Source organism: Saccharopolyspora sp. NPDC002686 (assembly GCF_040295745.1).
Classification (GTDB): Bacteria; Actinomycetota; Actinomycetes; order Mycobacteriales; family Pseudonocardiaceae; genus Saccharopolyspora; species Saccharopolyspora oryzae.
On sequence record NZ_JBEOVY010000054.1, the window covers coordinates 1 to 19273 of the forward strand.

The window sequence follows — 19273 nt, forward strand, 5'->3', positions numbered from 1 at the left end:
GGCCGACGCGTTCTTCCTGCCGACCCTGTCGCTGGAGTCGCTGTAGACCGACGGCATCGAGATCACCCCCGCGATCGATGACGTGCAGCAGACGGGTTCGGGAGCCGGCTTCCGGATGGAAGACCAGGACCTGGTGAACGCCTACGACGAACAGCTGCGCGCGCTGAAGGCGAGCCCGGAGTTCGACCAGATCCTCGCGAAGTGGGGATTCTCCGCCGACGCGTCGAGAAAGGTCACTCGCGACCAGCTCTGCTCGGTGGCGGGCTGACGGAGTTCTGAGGCGATGTCGCAGATTCTGCCGTACTTGCCGCTGCTGCTCGAAGGCCTGCTGATCACGTTGGCGCTGACCGCGGCCGGGATGGTGTTCACCGTCCTGGTCGCGTTCGCCGCCGGGTTGTGCCGGATGTCGCGGCGGCGCTGGGTGCGCTTGCCCGCCGGGGTGTTCGTCGAGGTGTTCCGCGGGACGTCGATGCTGGTGCAGCTGTTCTGGCTGTTCTACGCGCTGCCGTTCTTCGGGGTGCAGCTCGTGCCGTTCGCCGCGGCCGTGCTGGCGCTCGGGCTCAACGAGGGTGCCTACGGGGCGGAGATCGTGCGCGGCGCGATCAACGCCCTGCCTCGCGGCCAGCGGGAAGGTGCGGTCGCACTGAGCCTGACGCCCTACCAGCGGATGCGGTTCGTGATCCTGCCGCAGGCGATTCCGGCGATGATCCCGCCGTTCGGCAACGTCTTCGTCGACCTGCTGAAGAACACCTCGCTGGTGTCGCTGGTGACCGTGGCGGACCTGACCTTCCGGGCCCAGTGGGTGCGCTCGACCACCGGGGCCACGGCGGCGGTGTTCGGCACCATCCTGGTGCTCTACTTCCTGGTCGCGTACCTGCTCTCGCTGGGTTCGGACTGGCTGGAACGCCGGTTCGACGTAGCCCGACCTGAGGCGCGGGATTCCTTGCTGCGCCGGATGTTCCGATCTGGGGAGATGGTTCGCTCATGATCTGGGACTGGGATTTCGCGTTGCGGATCGTTCCGTCCCTTTTGGACGGTCTGCTGGTGACCGTGCAGATCACCTTGCTCGGCATGGCGATCGCGCTCGTGCTGGGCTTGGTCCTGGCCGTGGTGCGGTATTCGAAGGTGCCGGTGCTCGGGCGGATCTTCGGGTTCTTCGTGCTGTTCGTGCGGGGCACGCCGCTGCTGGTGCAGGCGTACTTCGCCTTCTACGTGCTGCCGACGGTGGGGGTGAAGTTCTCGCCGCTGATCACCGGGATCATCGTCATCGGCATCAACTACAGCGCCTACACCGCTGAGGTGTACCGCGCCGGGATCCAGTGCGTGCCGGCGGGGCAGTGGGAAGCGGGCACCGCGCTGAGCCTGTCCGGCTGGCAGCGGTGGCGGTTCGTGGTGCTGCCGCAGGCGATCCGCGACGTCGTTCCGGCGCTGGGCAACTACCTGGTGCAGATGTTCAAGGATTCGGCGATCCTGGCCGCCATCACGGTTTTCGAACTGCTCAACCACGCGACCGCGATCGGTTCCAGCAGCTACCGCTACCTGGAGCCGCTGACCATCGCGGGACTTCTCTTCCTGGCGGTCAGCCTCCCGGCCGCGAAGTTGATCAAACGATTGGAGCTGCGCCTTGCCCATCCGAGATGAGGACGTCCAGCCGATGATCTCGTTCTCCGGAGTGGGGAAGTCCTTCGGCGACAACCAGGTGCTGCGCGAGCTCGACCTCGGCGTCGCGGCGGGGGAGAAGGTCTCCATCATCGGGCCCAGCGGATCCGGGAAGACCACCATCCTGCGGCTGCTCATGACGTTGGAGGAACCGGACACCGGTCTGGTCGCGGTCGACGGCGAGCCGCTGTGGGACCGCCGCGGAGGTGCGGTGGTCGACGCCAAGCGGCAAGCGGCCGTCCGCCGCAAGATCGGGATGGTGTTCCAGCACTTCAACCTGTTCCCGCACATGACCGTGCTGAACAACGTGATGCTGTCGCCGGTCCGGGTGCTCGGCATGAGCCGGGATGAGGCCGAGCAGCGCGCGGTCGAGCTGCTGCAGCTGGTCGGCCTGGAAAAACACCTCGGGCACAAGCCGGGGCAGCTCTCCGGCGGTCAGCAGCAGCGCGTCGCGATCGCCCGCGCGCTGGCGATGCGGCCGAAGGTGATGCTCTTCGACGAGGTCACCTCCGCGCTGGACCCGGAGCTGATCGGCGAGGTTCTGAACGTGATCCGCGACCTCGCGCGCACCACGGCCATGACGATGCTGCTGGTGACCCACGAGATGCGCTTCGCCGAGGAGATCTCGGACCGGGTCCTGATGTTCGACGGCGGCCAGATCGTCGAATCCGGTCCGCCCTCGACGATCTTCCAGAACCCCCAGCACGACCGCACCCAGCGCTTCCTCAAGGCGGTCCTCGAACGCAAGTGACCTGCGTCTGCGGCGACGGATCTGGTGGGCCTGGTTGAACAGGTGGGCTGCGCCGAGCCGACCTAGGCTGGGGCGGTGCCTTCGGCTGTCAACCTGTTGAAGCGCTTGCTGCTCGGTCGGCCGTTGCGCAGCGACCGGGTCGCGGAGACGCTGCTGCCGAAGCGGCTGGCGCTGCCGATCTTCGCCAGCGATGCGCTGTCCTCGGTCACCTACGCCACGCAGGAGATCCTGCTGATCCTGTCCATCGGCGGGATCGCGCTGCTGCACCTGACGCCGTGGGTGGCGCTGGCCGTGGTGGTGCTGCTCGCGGTGGTCGTCGCTTCCTACCGGCAGGTGGTGCACGCCTACCCCAGCGGCGGCGGCTCCTACGAGGTCGTGGTGCGCAACCTCGGCCGCGACCCGAGCCTGGTGGTGGCCGCGGCGCTGATGGTCGACTACGTGATGACGGTGGCGGTGTCGGTCGCCGCCGGGGTCGACAACGTCGTGTCGGCGGTGCCGCAGCTCTACCCGCACCGGGTGTGGCTGGCGGTCGGCGTGCTGGTGCTGCTCATGGCGATGAACCTCCGCGGCGCGCGCGAATCGGGACGGGCCTTCGCGGTGCCCACCTACCTGTTCGTCGTCGCGCTCGGACTGACCATCGTGGTCGGGTTGGTCCAGCTCGCCGCGGGGAACCCGCCGGTCGCGGAGAGCGCGGGCTGGACGATCCGGCCGGAGGAGGTGGACATCACCGGCGTCGCCTTCGTGTTCCTGCTGCTGCGGGCGTTCGCCTCCGGCTGCACCGCGCTGACCGGCGTGGAAGCCATCTCCAACGGGGTGCCCGCGTTCCAGCGGCCGAAGGCGGCCAACGCGGGGCGGACCCTGGTGATCATGGGCATCCTGGCGATCTTCCTGTTCAGCGGGGTGACCGCGCTGTCGATGATCGCCCAGGTGCGGGTCGCCGAAGACCCGTGCGACCTGATCGGCTTCCCCACCGACTGCCACAGCACCGGCCAGCGCACCGTCATCGCGCAGGTGGCGGCAGCGGTGTTCGGCTCGGGCAGCGTGCTGTTCTACGTCGTGCAGGCCGGTGCCGCGCTGATCCTGCTGCTGGCCGCCAACACCGCGTTCAACGGCTTCCCGACGCTGGCGTCGCTGCTGGCCCAGCGCCGCTACCTGCCGCGCCAGCTGCACACCCGCGGTGACCGGTTGGCCCACTCCAACGGCATCGTCCTGCTCGGGCTGGTCGCGATCGCGCTCATCGCCGCGTTCGAAGGCTCGGTGACGGCGCTGATCCAGCTCTACATCATCGGGGTGTTCACCTCGTTCACGCTCAGCCAGATCGGCATGGTCAAGCACTGGAACACCGCGCTGGCCGACGCCGACCCGGCCGAGCGCCACCGCATCCACGGCAACCGGCTGATCAACGCCGTCGGCGCGGTGCTGACCGCGACGGTGCTGGTGGTGGTGCTGGCGACCAAGTTCACCCACGGCGCCTACCTCGTCGTGATCGCGATCCCGGTGCTGTTCGCACTGATGCGCGGCATCCACCGCTACTACGGCGACGTGCGCCGGGAACTGGAGCCGGAACCGGGCGACGTCGCCCTGCCCAGCCGGGTGCACTCGGTCGTGCTGGTGTCGACGCTGCACAAGCCGACGCTGCGCGCCCTGGCGTTCGCCCGCGCCAACCGGCCGGACACGCTGACCGCGCTCACCGTGAACGTCGACGAGGTGGACACCGAGGTGCTGCGCCGGGAATGGGACCGGCAGGGCATCGAGACCCCGCTGAAGGTCGTGGAGTCGCCGTACCGGGAGATCACCCGGCCGGTCATCGACTACATCAAGCGCATCCGCCGCGCCGGGCCCCGCGACCTGGTGTGCGTCTACATCCCGGAGTACGTGGCCGGGCGCTGGTGGGAGAACCTGCTGCACAACCAGAGCTCGCTGCGCCTGACCTGGCGGCTGCGGTTCGAGCCGGGCGTGCTGGTGGTCAGCGTGCCGTGGCAGCTGGACTCCAGCCACCGGCGGCAGGTCGACCGCGCCGATCGCGCGCCCGGTCACGCCCGCCGCGGCATCACCCCGCCGGACTGAGCTCGCTGAGCAGGCGGTAGGAGTCGAGCCGGTCGGCCGGATCGTGGGCGGTGGTGGTGACCAGGACTTCGTCCGCGCCGGTGCGCGCGACCAGTTCCGCCAACCCGGCGGCGACCTCGTCCGGGGTGCCGAACAGGTGACCCCGCAGGGCGCGCTCGAACTGGGCGCGCTGGCGGTCGGACATCTCCCGGGCCAGGACCTGCTCCGGGGACTCCAGCGGCGGGAACTCGCCGTGCGTGCGGGAGTAGGCCGTCGCCCACGCCTCGGGGACGAGCAGCCGCTCCGCCCGCTCGGTGCTGCCGGCGACGGCGATCGACCGGGCGAGGACCACGTACGGCTCGCTGGCCTGCGCCGATGGCCGGAAGTCCGCTCGGTACTGCTCGATCGTGCGGATCATCCGGTCGTCCCCGTGCGCGGCGGCGATCACCAGCGGCAACCCGAACTCCGCTGCGGTGCTCGCGCCGGAACCGGTGGCGAGCAGGAACACCGGCAGATCCAGGCCTTCGGCCGGGACGGCGTGCACGCCGGCGCTCTGCCGGCCGTCCAGGTAGGTCAGCAGTTCCGCGAGCTGCTCGCCGAACCGGTCCGCATCTTCCTTGCCCCGCCCCAGAGCGCGCCGGATGCCGTCGGTGAAGCCGACCGAACGGCCCAGACCGACGTCGATGCGGTCCGGGAACAGCGAGCCGAGCACGCCGAACTGCTCGGCCACCACGAGCGGCTGGTGGTTGGGCAGCATGACACCACCAGTTCCGACCCGGATCCGGCTGGTCGCGGCGGCGACGGCTGCCGCCAGCACGGTGGGCGCGGCCCCGGCGACACCGGGCACGCTGTGGTGCTCGGCCACCCAGAACCGGTGGTAGCCGAGGTCCTCGACCTGCTGGGCGAAGCGGACGGTGTCCCGCAACGCCTGCTGCGGGCTCAGCCCCCGCCCGACGTGCGAGCGGTCCAGCACGGAAAGACGCAAGCTCACACCGTGGTCAACGCGCACCGGGCGCCGGGATTCCACCGGCGGGGATGACCCGGGCCACAGGGCGCGACTACGGGGCGCTGGGGATCAGGATCCAGAGGAACAGGTAGAACAGGACCTGCGGGCCAGGCAGGACGCAGGAGACCACGAAAGCCAGGCGGACCAGGCCGACGCTCCAACCGAACCGGTGGGCGATCCCGCGGCACACACCGGCGATCATGCGACCGTCGCGAGGACGTTCCAAGCTGCTCATGCCCACAGCCTGCGACCCGCCCGGACATCGCGCACGTCGGGCCGGCGTGGCACGTTGACCTGGTGGAGTTCGAGCAGGTCGCCCGTGAGCTGTGCACCGCCGACCCGGCCGGGTTCATCCCCGCGCGGGACCGGGAAGCCGCTGCGGCCAAGGAGCGCGGCGACGAAGAGCTCGCGGCTGCGCTCAAGAAGCTGCGCAAGCCCACTGCTGCCGCGTGGGCGGTGAACCTGCTGGCGGTCCGCGAGCCTGACGCGCTGTCGGTCCTGCTGGAGCTGGGGGAGCGGTTGCGGTCGGCTCAGCGCGAGCTGCGGGGCGACGACATCCGGGGCTTGGCCGGTGAGCGGGCCCGCGTTCTGCGGGAGCTGACCGACCTCGCGGCTGCCCTCGCGACGGAGGGCGGGCACCCGCTGACCGAACCGACCCGTCAGCAGGTGGAGCAGACTCTCACCGCTGCGCTCTCCGATCCGGTTGCCGGGCGCGAGGTTCAAGCCGGGACGCTGTCGAAACCCCTGGAGTACAGCGGGTTCGGGCTCGATGAGCTCGCTGTTGCTGCGATGCGGCGCAATGCGAAGGCGGAACCCGCGGAGAAGGCGCGCGCTGGGAAGGCGCGGGTTGCCGAGCTCCGGGAGGAGCTCCGGCGTAGCGAAGCGCAGCTCGGCGAGGCCGCTGACGCGTTGGAGACCGCTGAGCGCGCGGAGCGCGAAGCAGAGGAGCGGTGCGAGGAGCTCCGCGACGAGATCGAGGAGCTGCGGGAGCAGCTCGCGCAGCGCCGGGACGCGCTGGAGCGGGCGGAGGGCGAGCAGCGCGAGCTCCGACGCGGCGCGAAAGCCGCACGGCAGCGCCGGGAGCGCGCGCAGCGCGAGCGGGACGCGGTAGCGGAGCGGCTGCGGAGCGCGGAAGCGCCGTGAGGCGCGGTGCGTCATCCGCGGAGCGGATGGCAGGTATGCGAAAAGTGCGCTTCACCGGGGTGTGACGGCTGCTTATGGTCAAGCGCCGGAATCCGGCGGGCGATCTCCGCGGCTCGGTCGGGTCCGGGCACGTTGGCCCTACTAGGACACCGCCGTCCGGGGGAACCGAATGAAGCCACCGCAGAGCATCCGCCGGATGCGCGTCCTGCTGCTCGTGATGTTGCTGCTCATCGGCATCGTCAACTACATCGACCGGAGCACGCTGGCCATCGCCAACCACAGCGTCCAGGACGAGTTCGGCATCGGCCCCACCGAGATGGGGCTGCTGCTGTCGGTCTTCTCCTGGGCCTACGCCTTCGCCCAGCTGCCCGCGGGCGGGTTGCTCGACCGGTTCGGGCCGCGGAAGGTGCTCGGCGGCGGACTGCTGCTGTGGTCGATCGCGCAGGCCTTCTGCGGGCTCGCCGCGAACTTCAAGCAGATGCTGTTCGGACGCCTGTTCCTGGGGATCGGTGAAGCACCGGCGTTCCCCGGTGGCGCCAAGGTCGTCGCCGACTGGTTCCCGCGCGAATCGCGCGGACTGCCGATCGGGCTGTTCAACACCGCTTCGACGCTGGCCCCGGCCATCGCGCCGCCGCTGCTGACCTGGCTGATGCTCAGCTACGGGTGGCGCACGATGTTCGTGGTCGCGGGCGTCGCCGGGATCGTGCTGGCGCTGATCTGGTTCGTCGTCTACCGGGACCGCAAGCAGTTGCTGGACGACCCCGAACCCGCCCCGGAACCGGTGTCGCTGCGCGAATGGCTCGGCCTGCTGCGGCACCGCAGCACCTGGGGCATGATGATCGGCTTCTCCGGCGTCATCTACTCCATCTACCTCTACCTGACCTGGCTCCCGGCCTACCTGGAAGGCGAGCGCGGGCTGAGCGTGGCCGACACCGGCATGGCGCTCATCGTGCCCTACCTGGCCGGAACGCTGGGCATGCTCTCCGGTGGCGGCGTCGGCGATCTGCTGGTGCGGCGCGGGGTTTCGACCATGATCGCCCGCAAGGTGCCGATCTGCGCCGGATTGCTGCTCGGCGGGCTGTGCACCATCCCGGTGGCGCTCACCCCGAGCACCACGCTCGCGCTGGTGTGCATCTCCGCCTCGCAGTTCTTCATGAACAACGCCAGCGCCGGTGCCTGGTCGCTGGCCACCACCGTCGGCGCCGAGCGGATCACCGCGTCGCTGGGCAGCCTGCAGAACTTCGGCGGCTACTTCGGCGGTGCGTTCGCCCCGCTGATCACCGGGATCATCGTCGACGAGACCGGATCCTTCGTGCTCGCGCTGCTGGCGGCCAGCGGGATCGCCATCGTCGCAGCGCTCAGCTACGCGTTCCTGGTCGGCAAACCCGTCGGCATGCCCGAGGCCGAACCGGTCCGATGACCGGAACTGTCCACATCAGACACCCGTGGTGAGGGGACGCGCATGGTCGAAGCGAACCGGACCGATCCGGCGGAGGCCTTCCCGGACAAGCACATCCCGCGGCCGCAGGTTCGCGACCTGCCGGAACCGCCGGTCAAGCAGTGGCGGCTGATCGGCCCCGGCATCGTCGCCGCCGGTGTGGGGCTGGCCAGCGGTGAGTTCATCCTCTTCCCGTACATCACCTCGCAGGTCGGGCTGACCTTCGTGTGGGCCGCGCTGCTCGGCCTGCTCACCCAGTACTTCCTGAACATGGAGATCGAGCGCTACACCCTGGCCACCGGGGAAACCGCGGTCACCGGGTTCAGCCGGTTGTGGAAGCACTGGGGCCTGGTGTTCGCGGTGATGGCCTACTTCGCGAACCTGTGGCCGGCCTGGGCGACCAGCTCGGCGACCCTGTTCACCTACGCCTTCGGCGGCGACGTCGCAGTGGTGTCGGTGGTGATCCTCGTCGTCGTGGCGCTGATCCTCACCCTGGCCCCCGCCGTCTACACCGCGCTGGAACGGGCGCAGATGGTCAAGGTGGCCGCGATCTTGCTGCTCATCGTGATCGGCTCGGTGTCCGTCATCGGCGCCAGCGCTTGGAGCGCGGTGCCCTCGATCGTCACCGAACCGCGCTTCCCGGCCGCGGAACTGGGCTTCGCCGTGCTGATGGGCGCGCTGGCCTTCGCCGGCGCCGGTGGCGGCCAGAACCTGGTGCAGAGCAACTGGATCCGGGACAAGGGCTTCGGCATGGGCCGCTACGTGCCCAAGATCGTCTCGCCGCTGACCGGGGAGACCGAAGCGCGCGGCCAGGCCGGGTTCATCTTCCCGGCCACCGAGGAGAACCTGGGCCGCTGGCGGGCGTGGTGGCGCTTCGCCAACAAGGAGCAGGCGTGGACCTTCGTGGCCATCACGTTCCTGTCCATCATGTTCATGTCGCTGCTGGCGTACGCGACCGTCTTCGGCTCCGGCGAGGTGTCCAACGACGTGTCGTTCCTGCGCGTCGAGGGCGAGGCGATGATGGCCGCGGCTGGCGGCTGGTTCGGCTACTTCTTCTGGATCGTGGGCGCGTTCTCGCTGTTCGCCGCGGCGCTGGGCATCGTCGACTACACCAGCCGGCTGGCCGCCGACGTGCTGAAGACGACCTACTTCCCGAAGGTCTCGGAGAGCCTGCTCTACGCGGTGCTGGTGTGGGGTCTGGTGCTGATCGGCATCGTGGTGGTCCTCGCCGGTCTCGGCCAGCCGCTGCTGCTGGCCACGATCGCGGCCTGCACCGGCGGGACGATGATGTTCATCTACTCCGGTCTGCTGATCGCGATCAACCGGAAGATGCTGCCCGGCCCGATCCGCATCCGCGGCTACCGGATGGCGGCGCTGATCTGGTCGATCCTGCTGTTCGGCGTGCTCGCGGTGCTGACCGCGCACCAGCAGCTGGACAAGTTGTTCGGCTGACCGAGATCATCTGTCGGGTGCGGCGGACCGGACAGGTGGTGGCATGGACGACGCGGGGTGGTCGCGGTGAAGGCGGCGGAGGCGTACCGCTTCCGCCTGGACTGGTTCATCAGCTTCGTCTCCGTGGTGGAGAACGGCGGGTTCTCGGCCGCGGCGCACGCCCTGTACCGGTCGCAGTCGAGGATCAGCACCCACGTCGCCGAACTGGAACGAGCGCTGGGCGTGCGGTTGTTCGACCGCGCCTGCACCCCGGTCGAGCTCACCGCCGAAGGCCGCGAGCTGCTGCCGCACGCCCGCGGCATGCTGCAGCACCTCCAGGCGGCCAGCGACAACGCGTCGCGCGCCGCGCAGCGGGTGTGCGGGAAGGTGCGCTTGGGCGCCTACCCCAGCGCGGCGGCGCACCTGTTCCCGTTCCTGCTGGAGCAGAGCGCGCTGCGGTACCCCGGTGTCGAGCTGGTGCTGTGGGAGGGCACGACGCTGGAACTGGAGGCGGCGCTGCTCTCCGGCGACGTCGATCTCGCCGTCCGCCCGGTGCTGCCCGCGCCGACCAGCGACGCGTTCACCTGCCGAACGCTCTGGCAGGAACCACTGGTGGCGGTCGTGCCCGACGAGGAGGCCCCGGCAGGCCCGCTGCGGTTGGCGGAGCTGGCCTGCCGGCAACTGATCACGGTGGGGGACAACACCGGCCGCGGCAACGACAACGTCGAGACGGCGATGGCCTTCGAGCAGGCCGGTCTGGTGCCCGACGTCGTGTTCCGCACCAACCAACCGCAGACCCTGATCGCCCTGGCGCGCCGGGGAATCGCGGTCGGCGTGACCAACGCCCTGGCGATGCTGATGGCGAACACCGAAGGCGTCCACGTCGTCCCGATCGCCGACGCCGTTCGGGGACGTGAAGTCGCTTTGTGGTGGCGGACCGACAGAACCCCCACCCGGGCCAAGGAAGCGGTGCACGCGCTCCTCGCCGAGGCGCCGCTCCCGGCGTTCGGATCCTGAGGGACTGCCTCGCACCGACGTGGGAAGCCTCCGGCCGCGTGGGTCGGAGGCTCCGTGGGCCGGGGGTGCGAATGCTCCACGTGCCAGCGCGGAGCGCCCGGTCCGCAGCTTCAGCGTAACTCTCCCGCCGGCTTTCCCCAGCCCCCGCCACCTGGGGTTTCGATGCGGATCCGGTCTCCTCGGCGCAGCGGCCAGGTGCCCTTCGCCGGGAGTTCCTGCTCAGCGCCGTCGGCGCGGACGAGGACGTTGCGGCCCACCTCGCCGGGCAGGCCGCCCCGGGCGCCCGGAGGCGCGTGGCTGCGGCGCTCGGACTGGATCGTCAAGGTGCAGTCGGCCAGGGCTTCGATCTCGCGCACCAGGCCTTCGCCGCCGGGGTGGTGCCCAGCGCCGCCCGAGGACGGGCGCAACTCGTAGCGCCAGACCCGCAGCGGGTAGCCGAGCTCCACCGCCTCGGCCGGGGTGTTCTGCGTGTTGGTCATGCCGGTGTGCACCCCGGACATGCCGGCCCGGTCGGGGGTTCCGCCCTCACCGCCGCCGAGCGTCTCGTAGTAGCTGAACGCCGGTTCGCTACCGCCGATGAGCAGGTTGTTCATCGTTCCCTGGCCCGCTGCCGGCACGCGGTCGGGGATCGCCTGGGCGAACGCGCCGAGCAGGACGTCCACGATGCGCTGGCTGGTCTCGACGTTGCCCGCCGCAGTCGGCGCCGGGAACACGGGGTTGACCACGGTGCCCTCGGGCGCGGTCACGCGCAACGTCCGGTAGCACCCGGCGTTGGGCGGTGCGTCGGGATCGGTGAGCATCCGCAGGACGAACATCGACGCCGACAGCGTCACCGCGAACACCGCGTTGCAGTTCACCGGGATCTGGTCGGCGGTGCCGTCGAAGTCGATCGCCACCTCGTCGCCGGCGACGGTCACCGCCGCCCGGATCGGCACGCCGTCGCCGATCTCCAGCACGTCCTCGTTGCGGTAGCAGCCGTCGGGGATCTCGCGGATCGCCGCCCGCACCCGGCGGTCGGAGTAGTCGCACACCGCCGACATAGCCGCGCGCAGCCGCTCCGAGCCCATCCGCTCGGCGAGTTCGCGCATCCGCACCGCGCCGACGTGGTTGGCGGCGAACTGGGCGCGCAGGTCACCGCGCCGTTCACCGGGAGTGCGGGAATTGGCCGCGATCAGCCGGACCACGTCCTCGCGCTCGCCGTCGGCGTCGGCGATGCGCACCGGTGGGATCCGCACGCCCTCCATCGCGATCTCGGTGGCCGACGCGGGCATCGAACCCGGTGCCGCCCCGCCGACGTCGGCGTGGTGCGCGCGGTTGGCCACGTAACCCAGCAACCGGTCGCCGTCACCGACCGCGGCGACGATCGTCAGGTCCGGCAGGTGGGTCCCGCCCAGGTACGGGTCGTTGACGCACACCTGCGCACCCGGCTCGAGCCGACCGCAGGTGTCCAGCACCGCGCGGACGCTGGCGGGCATCGCGCCCAGGTGCACCGGGATGTGCTCGGCCTGGGCCACCATCTCGCCGTCGGCGTCGAACACCGCGGCCGAGCAGTCCGCGCGCTCCTTGATGTTGGGGGAGTAGGCGGCGCGGCGCAGGGCCACGCCCATCTCGTCGGCGACCCCGGCCAGCGCGTGCCGGAACACCTCGAGTTCCACCGCGGACAGTTCGGTCATGTCAACCGCACCACCAGGTTCTCCGCGTCGTCCACGACCGCCACCTCGCCATCATCGAGCAGCGTCGTGGTGTCGGGCTGTTCGACCAGCGCCGGGCCGGTGATCTCGTCGCCCGGGCGCAGGCCGGCGCGCGGGACGACGTGGGCGCGCACCGTCCGGTCGCCGATGCCGATCTCGCGGTCCGGCTTGGCCTCCGGGCTGCCCTGGTCCCAGTTCCCCGGTGGGGCGGCGAGCACCGGTTCGCCCCGGGCGACGACGCGCAGCGTCACCACCTCGACCGGCTCGTCCCGCATCTCGTAGCCGTAGGCCTCGCGGTGCGCGGTGTGCAGCAGCTCGGCGGTCCCGGTTTCGCCGGTCACGTCGACCCGCAGCTCGTGCGACTGGCCCGCGTAGCGCATGTCGGCCACTTTGGACAGTTCGATGTTCGTTGCCACACCTTGCTTTTCGAGCTCGCGGCGCGCTTCGTCGGCCAGTTCGTCCCAGAGCTCCGACAGGTCGTCCCCGGCGCTGGACAACACGGTTCGAGAGGCCTCGAACCGGGGCGGGGCCAGCAGCAGGCCGAGCGCGCTGAGCACGCCTGGCGCCGGGGGCACCACGACCGCCGGGCAGCCGAGCTCGCGTGCGAGCGCGGTCGCGTGCAGCGGGCCTGCGCCGCCGTAAGCGACCAGGGCCAACCCGGACGGGTCGACGCCGCGTTCGGTGCTGACCCGGCGCAGCGCGCGCGCCATCGTCGCCCGGACCACGGCGAGCACGCCCCCAGCGGACTCCGGCAGCCCGGACAACGCGCGGTGCGCTGCGTCGGCGTCCAAGCGCAATCCGCCGCCGAGCTCGCGGGCCGGGTCCAGGTGGCCCAGCGCGCAGTGCGCATCGGTCACGGTCGGTTCCTGCCCACCTGCTCCGTAGCAGGCGGGTCCGGGGTCCGCGCCCGCCGAACGCGGCCCGACCCGCAATGCGCCACCGGTGTCCACCCAGGCGATCGAGCCACCTCCGGCCCCCACCGTGTGGATCCCGACAGCGGGGGTGCGGAACGGCAGACCGGCGATCTCCGAAGAGGTCGAGACCTCCGGGTGCCCGTTGCGGATCAGGCAGACGTCGGTCGAGGTGCCGCCCATGTCGAACGCGATCGCGTCGTCGAACCCGGCCGAACGCGCCACCGCCCCGGCCGCCACCACACCGGCCGCCGGTCCGGACAGCAGGGTGTGCACGGGAGCGGTGGCGGCGAAGTCCACGCCGGCGGTGCCGCCGCTGGAGGTCATCACGGTGATGGTCGGATCCGGCAAGCGGGTTTCCAGGTTGGACAAGTACCGGTGCATCACCGGCTCGATCGCCGCGTTGAGCACGCAGGTGGACGCCCGCTCGAACTCCCGGAATTCCGGCAGCAGCGCGCTGGAACGGGTGATCGGCACACCCAGCTCGCCCAGCGCGGTGCACAACCGCCGCTCGTGGTCGTCGCACGCGTAGGAGAACAGCAGGCTCACCGCGATCGCCTCGGGCTCCAGCCGACGCACTGCGTCCACCGCGCGCTCGATCTCGTCGTCGGTCAGGGCGATGATCGGCTCGCCGTCCGGCCCCATCCGCTCCTCGATCGTGACCACCAGCTCCCGCGGGATGAGCGGCTCGGGCTTGGTCACCGACAGGTCGTAGAGCGCGGGCCGGTTCTGCCGGGCGATCTGCAGCACGTCGGTGAAACCTGCGGTGGTGACGAACGCGGTGCGCGCGATCTTGCGCTCCAGCACGGCATTGGTCGCCGTGGTGCTGCCGTGCGGAAGCAGGCGGAGGGCGCCGTCCGGCAAGCTTTCCGCCACGCCTCGCTGGACCCCTTCGGCGGGATCGGACGGGGTGGTGGGCACCTTCACGGCCTTCGGCCGGTGGCCGGGGGCGTGCAGGACGACGTCGGTGAACGTGCCTCCGACGTCCACCCCGGCACACGCCTCGACCTCGTCCGGCATCGCGTCACCCGCCCGACAACCCCGGACCCCAGCCGTCTCCCGGTCCGGGCGCATACCTGAAGTCCACCGGTTCGCGGACGGCGGCGCAATTTCAGCGCCTGCTCCCGATCTGGTGCTGCGGCGCTGATCAGGGGGTGCGTGCCAGGGCATCCAGCAGCAGTCGCAGGGTGCGGCTGGGATTGTCCTTGCGGTACAGCAGCTTCACCTCGGTGTGGATCGGTGGTGCCAACCGCACGATGCGCGTGCCCCGGACCGGTGCGCTCTCGGCGTGCCACCGGTCGGTGAACGCGCACCCGAGCCCCGCGCCGACCATCTGCTCCCAGGCCAGGCGCTCGTCGGTCTCGCACACCACGCGCGGTCGGAGCCCGAGCGAGGTGAACCAGAGGTCGAGCTGGCTGCGCCGGTGGCCGTTCGCGGGCAGGATCAGCGACAGCTCGGCCAGACCCGCGTGGGGGAGTTCGGCGGGGACCGGCATTCCGCTCGGGCACAGCAGCACGATCTCGCGGCTGCCCAGCGCTACGCTGCCCAACCCGTCGTCGACCGGGTCCGACGCGGACAGCTCGACGATCCCGGCCATGGCCTGCCCGTTCCGCACCACGGCGGCGACTTCGGCCGGTCCGTCGCGCCGCTCCAGCGACACCGTTGCGTTCGGGCACTGCTCGGTCAGCACGCGCAGCAGCCGTGGTGCCGTCCCGGCGCCGAGGGTCGGGGTGGCCGCCAGGACGAGCTCCCGCCGTTCGCCCAACGACAGGATGTCGGTGATGTGGCCGGAGATCGCCCGGGCGTGGGCGACGACCGCCAGTCCTTCCTGCGTCGGGTGCAACCGTCGCCCGTTGGAGGCCAGCAGCGGCGTGCCCACCTCCCGTTCCAGCGCGCGCACCGCACGCCCGAGCGCCGGTTGGGAGACGTGCAGCGCACGGGCGGCAGCCGTCATCGTGCCGTGGTCGACGACGGCGATGAGGTAGTGCAGCTGTTGGAGGTTCATGTCCGGAAGGCATGTAAGCAAGCCGAACCGGACTTGGACAAGTGCTTGGTTGTTTCGGTGCCATGGGAACTCCCGATTCCGGCGAGGAGGAGTGGATCGATGAGACGGAGTTCCCGATGGTGGGCGGCCTCGACGGCCGCGCTCGCGTGCGTGCTCGCGTTGCCCGGGGTGAGCCCGGCGCAGGAGCCGCTGGACATCCTGCTGACCAACGACGACGGCTACGACGCGCCCACGCTCTCGGCGTTGAAGCAGGCGCTGAGCGCGGCCGGGCACCGGGTGACCGTGGTGGCCCCGTGCGACGACCAGAGCGGCAGCGGCACCGAGCTCTCCTCGAAGTACGCGCGAGGGGAACCGACGCAGGAGAACACCATCACGGCGAAGCAGGTGGCCCCGGACACCTGGGCGGTGTGCGGCTCGCCCGGGGATTCGGTGTCGTTCGGGGTGCAGAACGTCTTCGCCGGCGACCCACCGGACGTCGTGGTGTCCGGCGTGAACCCGGGGCAGAACACCGGCGCGGTCGCCGCCCACTCCGGCACGGTCGGCGCCACCAACGTCAGCGGTGAGCTGTCCATCCCCGCCATCGCGATCAGCGTCGAGATCGACGTCAGCACCGATCCGCCGCAGCTCGGCCCGGTGCCCGCTGCCGCCGAGTACGCGACCCGCGTGCTCGACCAGCTGCGCAGCACCTCCAACGGCGGACCGCTGCTCCCGGAGCACACCACGCTCAACATCAACTACCCGGTGGCGCCCGAGGTCAAGGGCACGAAGGTGACCGCGACCGGCCGGTCGGCGTTCGTCCGGCCGCGCTACGAGCGCACCGATCTGTGCCCCGACTGCTACGTGATCCAGCCAGTGTTCGACACCTCGCCGGATCCGGTGCGCGACTCCGACAACAACGCGCTGGCAGCGGACTACGTCTCCGTCACCCCGCTCGACGGCGACTGGACCGCCTCCAGCGGTGTTCTGGCGTCGATGCGGCAGCGGCTCGGATCCCTGCGCTGAGAGAGCTCGTCGTGGGTGTGCGAGCGCGCTTGCACACCCACTGGCGGGGAACAAATGCTCTAGCTCCGCGATGACCCGCGAGCGAGCCTGGACTTGGACGGACACCTACAGATGTGAGTTCGAGGGGAAGCGACCAAATGGCGCACGCCTTGTTCGCCGCGCACCTGCCCGCCGGCAACAAGAACCGGGACAAGTCCCGGAGCCGGCACCGGTCACGCAGCCGGGGCAGCCGCATGACGGCCCGCACGCACCGCAGCCTGTGAGAGGGGGAAACGGTCATGGTCAAGGGATTGTTCGTCGCACACGTTCCCGCTGCCACCAACCACCGGCACCGCAGCCACAGCGGCCGGGACCACCACCGCGGTCGGCGGCGGACGTCGCTGAAGCACCACGGCAGGACGGACTTCTTCCCGATGGGTCGCTGATCCACTGACCGGCGGCGGTGCCCATCGGACACCGCCGCCCACCACGTCTCATGAGTCTCATCGTTTCGCTGCTGGCCCGGCTGCGGGCCTTGCTGACCGTTCCCGGAGCGGAGACCGAGGTCCTCGTCGAGCAGGCACCAGCTGTCGGCGTGCGGGAGATCTTCCGGAGGTTCTGGCCCTACGCCCGCCCCTACCGGCGCTGGTGGGCGTTCGTGGTGCTGCTCGTCCTGATCGGACCGCTGCTGGACACCGCGACGATCTGGATGTTCAAGATCCTCGTCGACGACGTCCTGGTGCCCCGCGACTTCGGGCTGTTCTTCGCCCTCGGCGCCGCCTACCTGGGGATCACGGTGCTGGCCGGCATCGTCGGCTTCACCGACGAGTACGTCTCCACCTGGGTCGCCGAGCGCTTCCTGCTCGACCTGCGCACCGACCTGTTCGGACACCTGCACGGGCTGTCCATCGGATTCCTGGACCGCCGCAAGGTCGGGGACACGCTGTCCCGGCTCACCGGCGACGTCAGCGCCATCGAGAACCTGGTGCTGTCCGGGACGGTCCAGGCGCTGTCCTACCTGTTCAAGATCGTGCTGTTCACCGGTGCGCTGTTCGTGCTGAGCTGGCGGCTCGCGGTGGTCTCGCTGATCGCGGTCCCGGCGTTCTGGTTGACCGCGCGGTACTTCTCCCGCCGGATCAAGGCCGCGTCGCGGGAGAAGCGGCGGCGCAGCGGGACGATCGGCGCAGTCGCCGAAGAAAGCCTGAGCAACGCGGCGCTGGTCAAGGCCTACGGCCGCGAGCGCGCCGAAACCGAGAGGTTCCACCGGGAGAACCTGGGCAGCTTCGCCGCCGAGATGGTCGCCACCCGGCTGCACGCGCTGTTCAGCCCGCTGGTGGACCTGCTCGAACTCGGCGGGGTGCTGCTGATCATCGGGCTCGGCACCTGGGAGCTGTCTCGGGGCACGATCACCCTGGGCGGCCTGCTCGTGTTCCTCGGCTACCTCAGCCAGCTCTACAGCCCGGTGCGCGGTTTCGGACGGCTGACCAACACCGTCTACGCGGCCTCCGCCGGTGCCGAGCGGATCATCGAACTGCTCGAGCAGGTCCCCGACGTCCGGGATCCGGTGCACCCGCGCCGTTTGGGCCGAGCGCGAGGCGAGGTGGCCTTCGACGCGGTCAGCTTCCGGTACCCGAACACCGAACGCGACGCCGTGCACCGCGTCGCCTTCTCCGTCCGGCCCGGTCAGTCCTTGGCCCTGGTGGGGGCCAGCGGATCCGGCAAGTCCACGGTCGGCAAGCTGCTGCTGCGCTTCTACGACCCGGATACCGGCGCAGTGACCCTCGACGGGCTGGACCTGCGGTCCGTCGAGCAGCAGGAGGTGCGGCACAACATCTCGGTCGTGCTCCAGGACGCCCTGGTGGTGGACGCCAGCGTTCGGGACAACATCGCTTGGGCGCGCCCCGGAGCGACGGACCGCGAGGTGGTGCGCGCCGCCCGCGCGGCGGACGCGCACGAGTTCATCACCGCGCTGCCCGACGGCTACCGGACGACGGTCGGAGCGCGCGGCAGCCTGCTTTCGGGCGGGCAGCGGCAGCGAATCGCCATCGCCCGCGCGATGCTGCGCAACGCGCCGGTCCTGCTGCTCGACGAGCCCACCGTCGGCCTCGATGCGGCGTCCAGCGCGCGGGTGCTGGAACCGCTGCGGCGCCTGATGGCCGACCGCACCTCCATCGTCATCGCGCACAACCTGATGACGGTGCGCGATGCCGACCAGATCCTGCTGCTCGACGACGGCCGGATCGCCGAATCCGGCACGCACGCCCAGCTGATGCGCCGCAACGGCCGCTACGCGTCGCTGTACCGGATGCAGCAGGAAGAGCCCGTGGTGCGGGAGCTGGCATGACCGAAGCAGAGCCACTCCGCCGCGGGCAGGAGCTCGCGCCCGGTTACGCGGTGATCGAGCACATCCGGCGAGGCGAGTGGTACGACACCTACGACGCCTGGAGCGCCCAGCGCTACAGCCGGTGCTTCGTCAAGGCGGTGCGACCGGACCTCGTCGACGACCGCGAGATCAGTGAAAGTCTCGCGTTCGAGGGAAAATTGCTGTTGTCCTGCACCCACCCGTACATCGTTCGCGCCTACGAGATCGCGGAGGCGTCCGACGGAACTCCGGTGCTGATCATGGAGACGCTGGGCGGGGCGACCCTGGACAGCCTGCTCGACGACGGCAAGCGCAAGCTCATCGTCCAGGAACTCGGCCACCTGGGCCTGCAGCTGTGCTCGGCGATCCGCTACCTGCACGACCGCGGGTACCTGCACCTGGACCTCAAACCCGGCAACATCATCGCCGAGTTCGGCCGAGCGCGAGTGCTCGACCTGGGGCTGGCCCGCCCACCGGGGCAGCACCGCGGCGGAGCCGGAACACCGCGCTGCATGGCGCCGGAACAGGCCCGAGGCGGTCTGGTGGGGCCGCCGGCCGATGCCTGGGGCATCGGCCTCGTCCTGTACGAATCGGCCACCGGAATCCAGCCCTTCGACGTGCCGGGAACCGATGAGTTCTCGCAGCTGACGACGACGGCACCACCCGTGCGATCAGTGCGGCGCTTGCCCAAACCGCTGGCCGCCGGGATCGACGGCTGCCTCCACCCGCAACCTGAGCAGCGCCCGACGCTGCAACGCCTCCACGAGCTCCTCGTCGAGGCGACCGGCGACGAGAACCCATGAGCCGGCTAGGCCGGTCCTCGGTCTCGCAC

At 70.5% G+C, this 19273-nt stretch carries 19 protein-coding genes; 14 read left to right on the forward strand and 5 right to left on the reverse strand.

The annotated features are described in order from the left end of the window. Positions 1-115: 115 nt before the first annotated feature. The 5 genes from ABTZ89_RS10045 to ABTZ89_RS10065 all read left to right on the forward strand — a co-directional run bounded on the left by ABTZ89_RS10045 (position 116) and on the right by ABTZ89_RS10065 (position 4477). Positions 116-268, forward strand: a complete 153-nt coding sequence (locus ABTZ89_RS10045; protein ID WP_351042479.1) for a hypothetical protein — start codon at positions 116-118, stop codon at positions 266-268. Positions 269-283: 15 nt separating this feature from the next. After that, positions 284-988: an ectoine/hydroxyectoine ABC transporter permease subunit EhuC gene (ehuC, locus tag ABTZ89_RS10050; protein ID WP_270947901.1), complete on the forward strand. Its 705-nt coding sequence runs from the start codon at positions 284-286 to the stop codon at positions 986-988. Continuing rightward, the gene (ehuD, locus tag ABTZ89_RS10055; protein WP_270947900.1) at positions 985-1641 is read left to right on the forward strand and encodes an ectoine/hydroxyectoine ABC transporter permease subunit EhuD; all 657 of its coding nucleotides are present in this window, start codon (positions 985-987) and stop codon (positions 1639-1641) included. The genes ehuC and ehuD overlap by 4 nt, the downstream gene beginning before the upstream one ends. A gap of 13 nt (positions 1642-1654) precedes the next feature. Beyond that, on the forward strand, positions 1655-2410 hold the full coding sequence (ehuA, locus tag ABTZ89_RS10060) for an ectoine/hydroxyectoine ABC transporter ATP-binding protein EhuA (protein WP_270948032.1): 756 nt from the start codon (positions 1655-1657) through the stop codon (positions 2408-2410). 75 nt (positions 2411-2485) lie between these two features. Further along, positions 2486-4477, forward strand: a complete 1992-nt coding sequence (locus ABTZ89_RS10065) for an APC family permease (RefSeq protein ID WP_351042483.1) — start codon at positions 2486-2488, stop codon at positions 4475-4477. Here the strand turns inward: ABTZ89_RS10065 and ABTZ89_RS10070 are convergent. Then, complete coding sequence (locus ABTZ89_RS10070; protein WP_351042486.1) at positions 4461-5441, reverse strand: LLM class flavin-dependent oxidoreductase; 981 nt, start codon at positions 5439-5441, stop codon at positions 4461-4463. The two genes, ABTZ89_RS10065 and ABTZ89_RS10070, sit on opposite strands and share 17 nt — an antisense overlap. Positions 5442-5514: 73 nt before the next feature. Next, on the reverse strand, positions 5515-5697 hold the full coding sequence (locus ABTZ89_RS10075; protein ID WP_270947897.1) for a PspC domain-containing protein: 183 nt from the start codon (positions 5695-5697) through the stop codon (positions 5515-5517). A gap of 62 nt (positions 5698-5759) precedes the next feature. On the opposite strand from ABTZ89_RS10075, the gene ABTZ89_RS10080 reads away from it, so the two are divergent. From ABTZ89_RS10080 to ABTZ89_RS10095, 4 genes are all read left to right on the forward strand, one after another. After that, a complete protein-coding gene (locus ABTZ89_RS10080) occupies positions 5760-6605 on the forward strand; it encodes a hypothetical protein (protein ID WP_351042489.1) in 846 nt (281 codons plus the stop codon). A 169-nt stretch (positions 6606-6774) separates the two neighbouring features. After that, positions 6775-8025 carry an MFS transporter gene (locus ABTZ89_RS10085; RefSeq protein ID WP_270947895.1) on the forward strand — a complete coding sequence of 417 codons (1251 nt, stop codon included), beginning with the start codon at positions 6775-6777 and terminating at the stop codon, positions 8023-8025. Between the two features lie 42 nt (positions 8026-8067). Next, positions 8068-9495: an Nramp family divalent metal transporter gene (locus ABTZ89_RS10090; RefSeq protein ID WP_351042492.1), complete on the forward strand. Its 1428-nt coding sequence runs from the start codon at positions 8068-8070 to the stop codon at positions 9493-9495. Positions 9496-9561: 66 nt separating this feature from the next. Then, on the forward strand, positions 9562-10491 hold the full coding sequence (locus ABTZ89_RS10095; protein WP_351042495.1) for a LysR family transcriptional regulator: 930 nt from the start codon (positions 9562-9564) through the stop codon (positions 10489-10491). 110 nt (positions 10492-10601) lie between these two features. Here the strand turns inward: ABTZ89_RS10095 and ABTZ89_RS10100 are convergent, their stop codons facing one another. The 3 genes from ABTZ89_RS10100 to ABTZ89_RS10110 form a co-directional block, all read right to left on the reverse strand. Further along, a complete protein-coding gene (locus ABTZ89_RS10100; RefSeq protein WP_351042498.1) occupies positions 10602-12164 on the reverse strand; it encodes a hydantoinase B/oxoprolinase family protein in 1563 nt (520 codons plus the stop codon). Continuing rightward, a complete protein-coding gene (locus ABTZ89_RS10105) occupies positions 12161-14113 on the reverse strand; it encodes a hydantoinase/oxoprolinase family protein (protein ID WP_351042501.1) in 1953 nt (650 codons plus the stop codon). Before ABTZ89_RS10105 ends, ABTZ89_RS10100 begins: the two co-directional genes overlap by 4 nt. A 127-nt stretch (positions 14114-14240) precedes the next feature. Then, positions 14241-15098 (reverse strand): LysR family transcriptional regulator, encoded by an 858-nt coding sequence (locus ABTZ89_RS10110; RefSeq protein ID WP_270947890.1) that lies wholly within the window; start codon positions 15096-15098, stop codon positions 14241-14243. A gap of 99 nt (positions 15099-15197) precedes the next feature. Here ABTZ89_RS10110 and surE point away from each other — a divergent pair, with 99 nt between their 5' ends. The 5 genes from surE (at position 15198) to ABTZ89_RS10135 (ending at position 19244) form a co-directional block, all read left to right on the forward strand. After that, on the forward strand, positions 15198-16100 hold the full coding sequence (gene surE / locus ABTZ89_RS10115) for a 5'/3'-nucleotidase SurE (protein WP_270947889.1): 903 nt from the start codon (positions 15198-15200) through the stop codon (positions 16098-16100). Between the two features lie 137 nt (positions 16101-16237). Beyond that, entirely contained in the window at positions 16238-16363 is a 126-nt protein-coding gene (locus tag ABTZ89_RS10120) for a hypothetical protein (protein ID WP_270947888.1), read from the forward strand. A gap of 15 nt (positions 16364-16378) precedes the next feature. Then, a complete protein-coding gene (locus ABTZ89_RS10125; RefSeq protein ID WP_270947887.1) occupies positions 16379-16525 on the forward strand; it encodes a hypothetical protein in 147 nt (48 codons plus the stop codon). A 50-nt stretch (positions 16526-16575) separates the two neighbouring features. Then, complete coding sequence (locus tag ABTZ89_RS10130; protein ID WP_351042506.1) at positions 16576-18423, forward strand: ABC transporter ATP-binding protein; 1848 nt, start codon at positions 16576-16578, stop codon at positions 18421-18423. After that, the gene (locus ABTZ89_RS10135; RefSeq protein ID WP_351042509.1) at positions 18420-19244 is read left to right on the forward strand and encodes a serine/threonine-protein kinase; all 825 of its coding nucleotides are present in this window, start codon (positions 18420-18422) and stop codon (positions 19242-19244) included. The genes ABTZ89_RS10130 and ABTZ89_RS10135 overlap by 4 nt, the downstream gene beginning before the upstream one ends. The last annotated feature ends 29 nt before the right edge of the window (positions 19245-19273 follow it).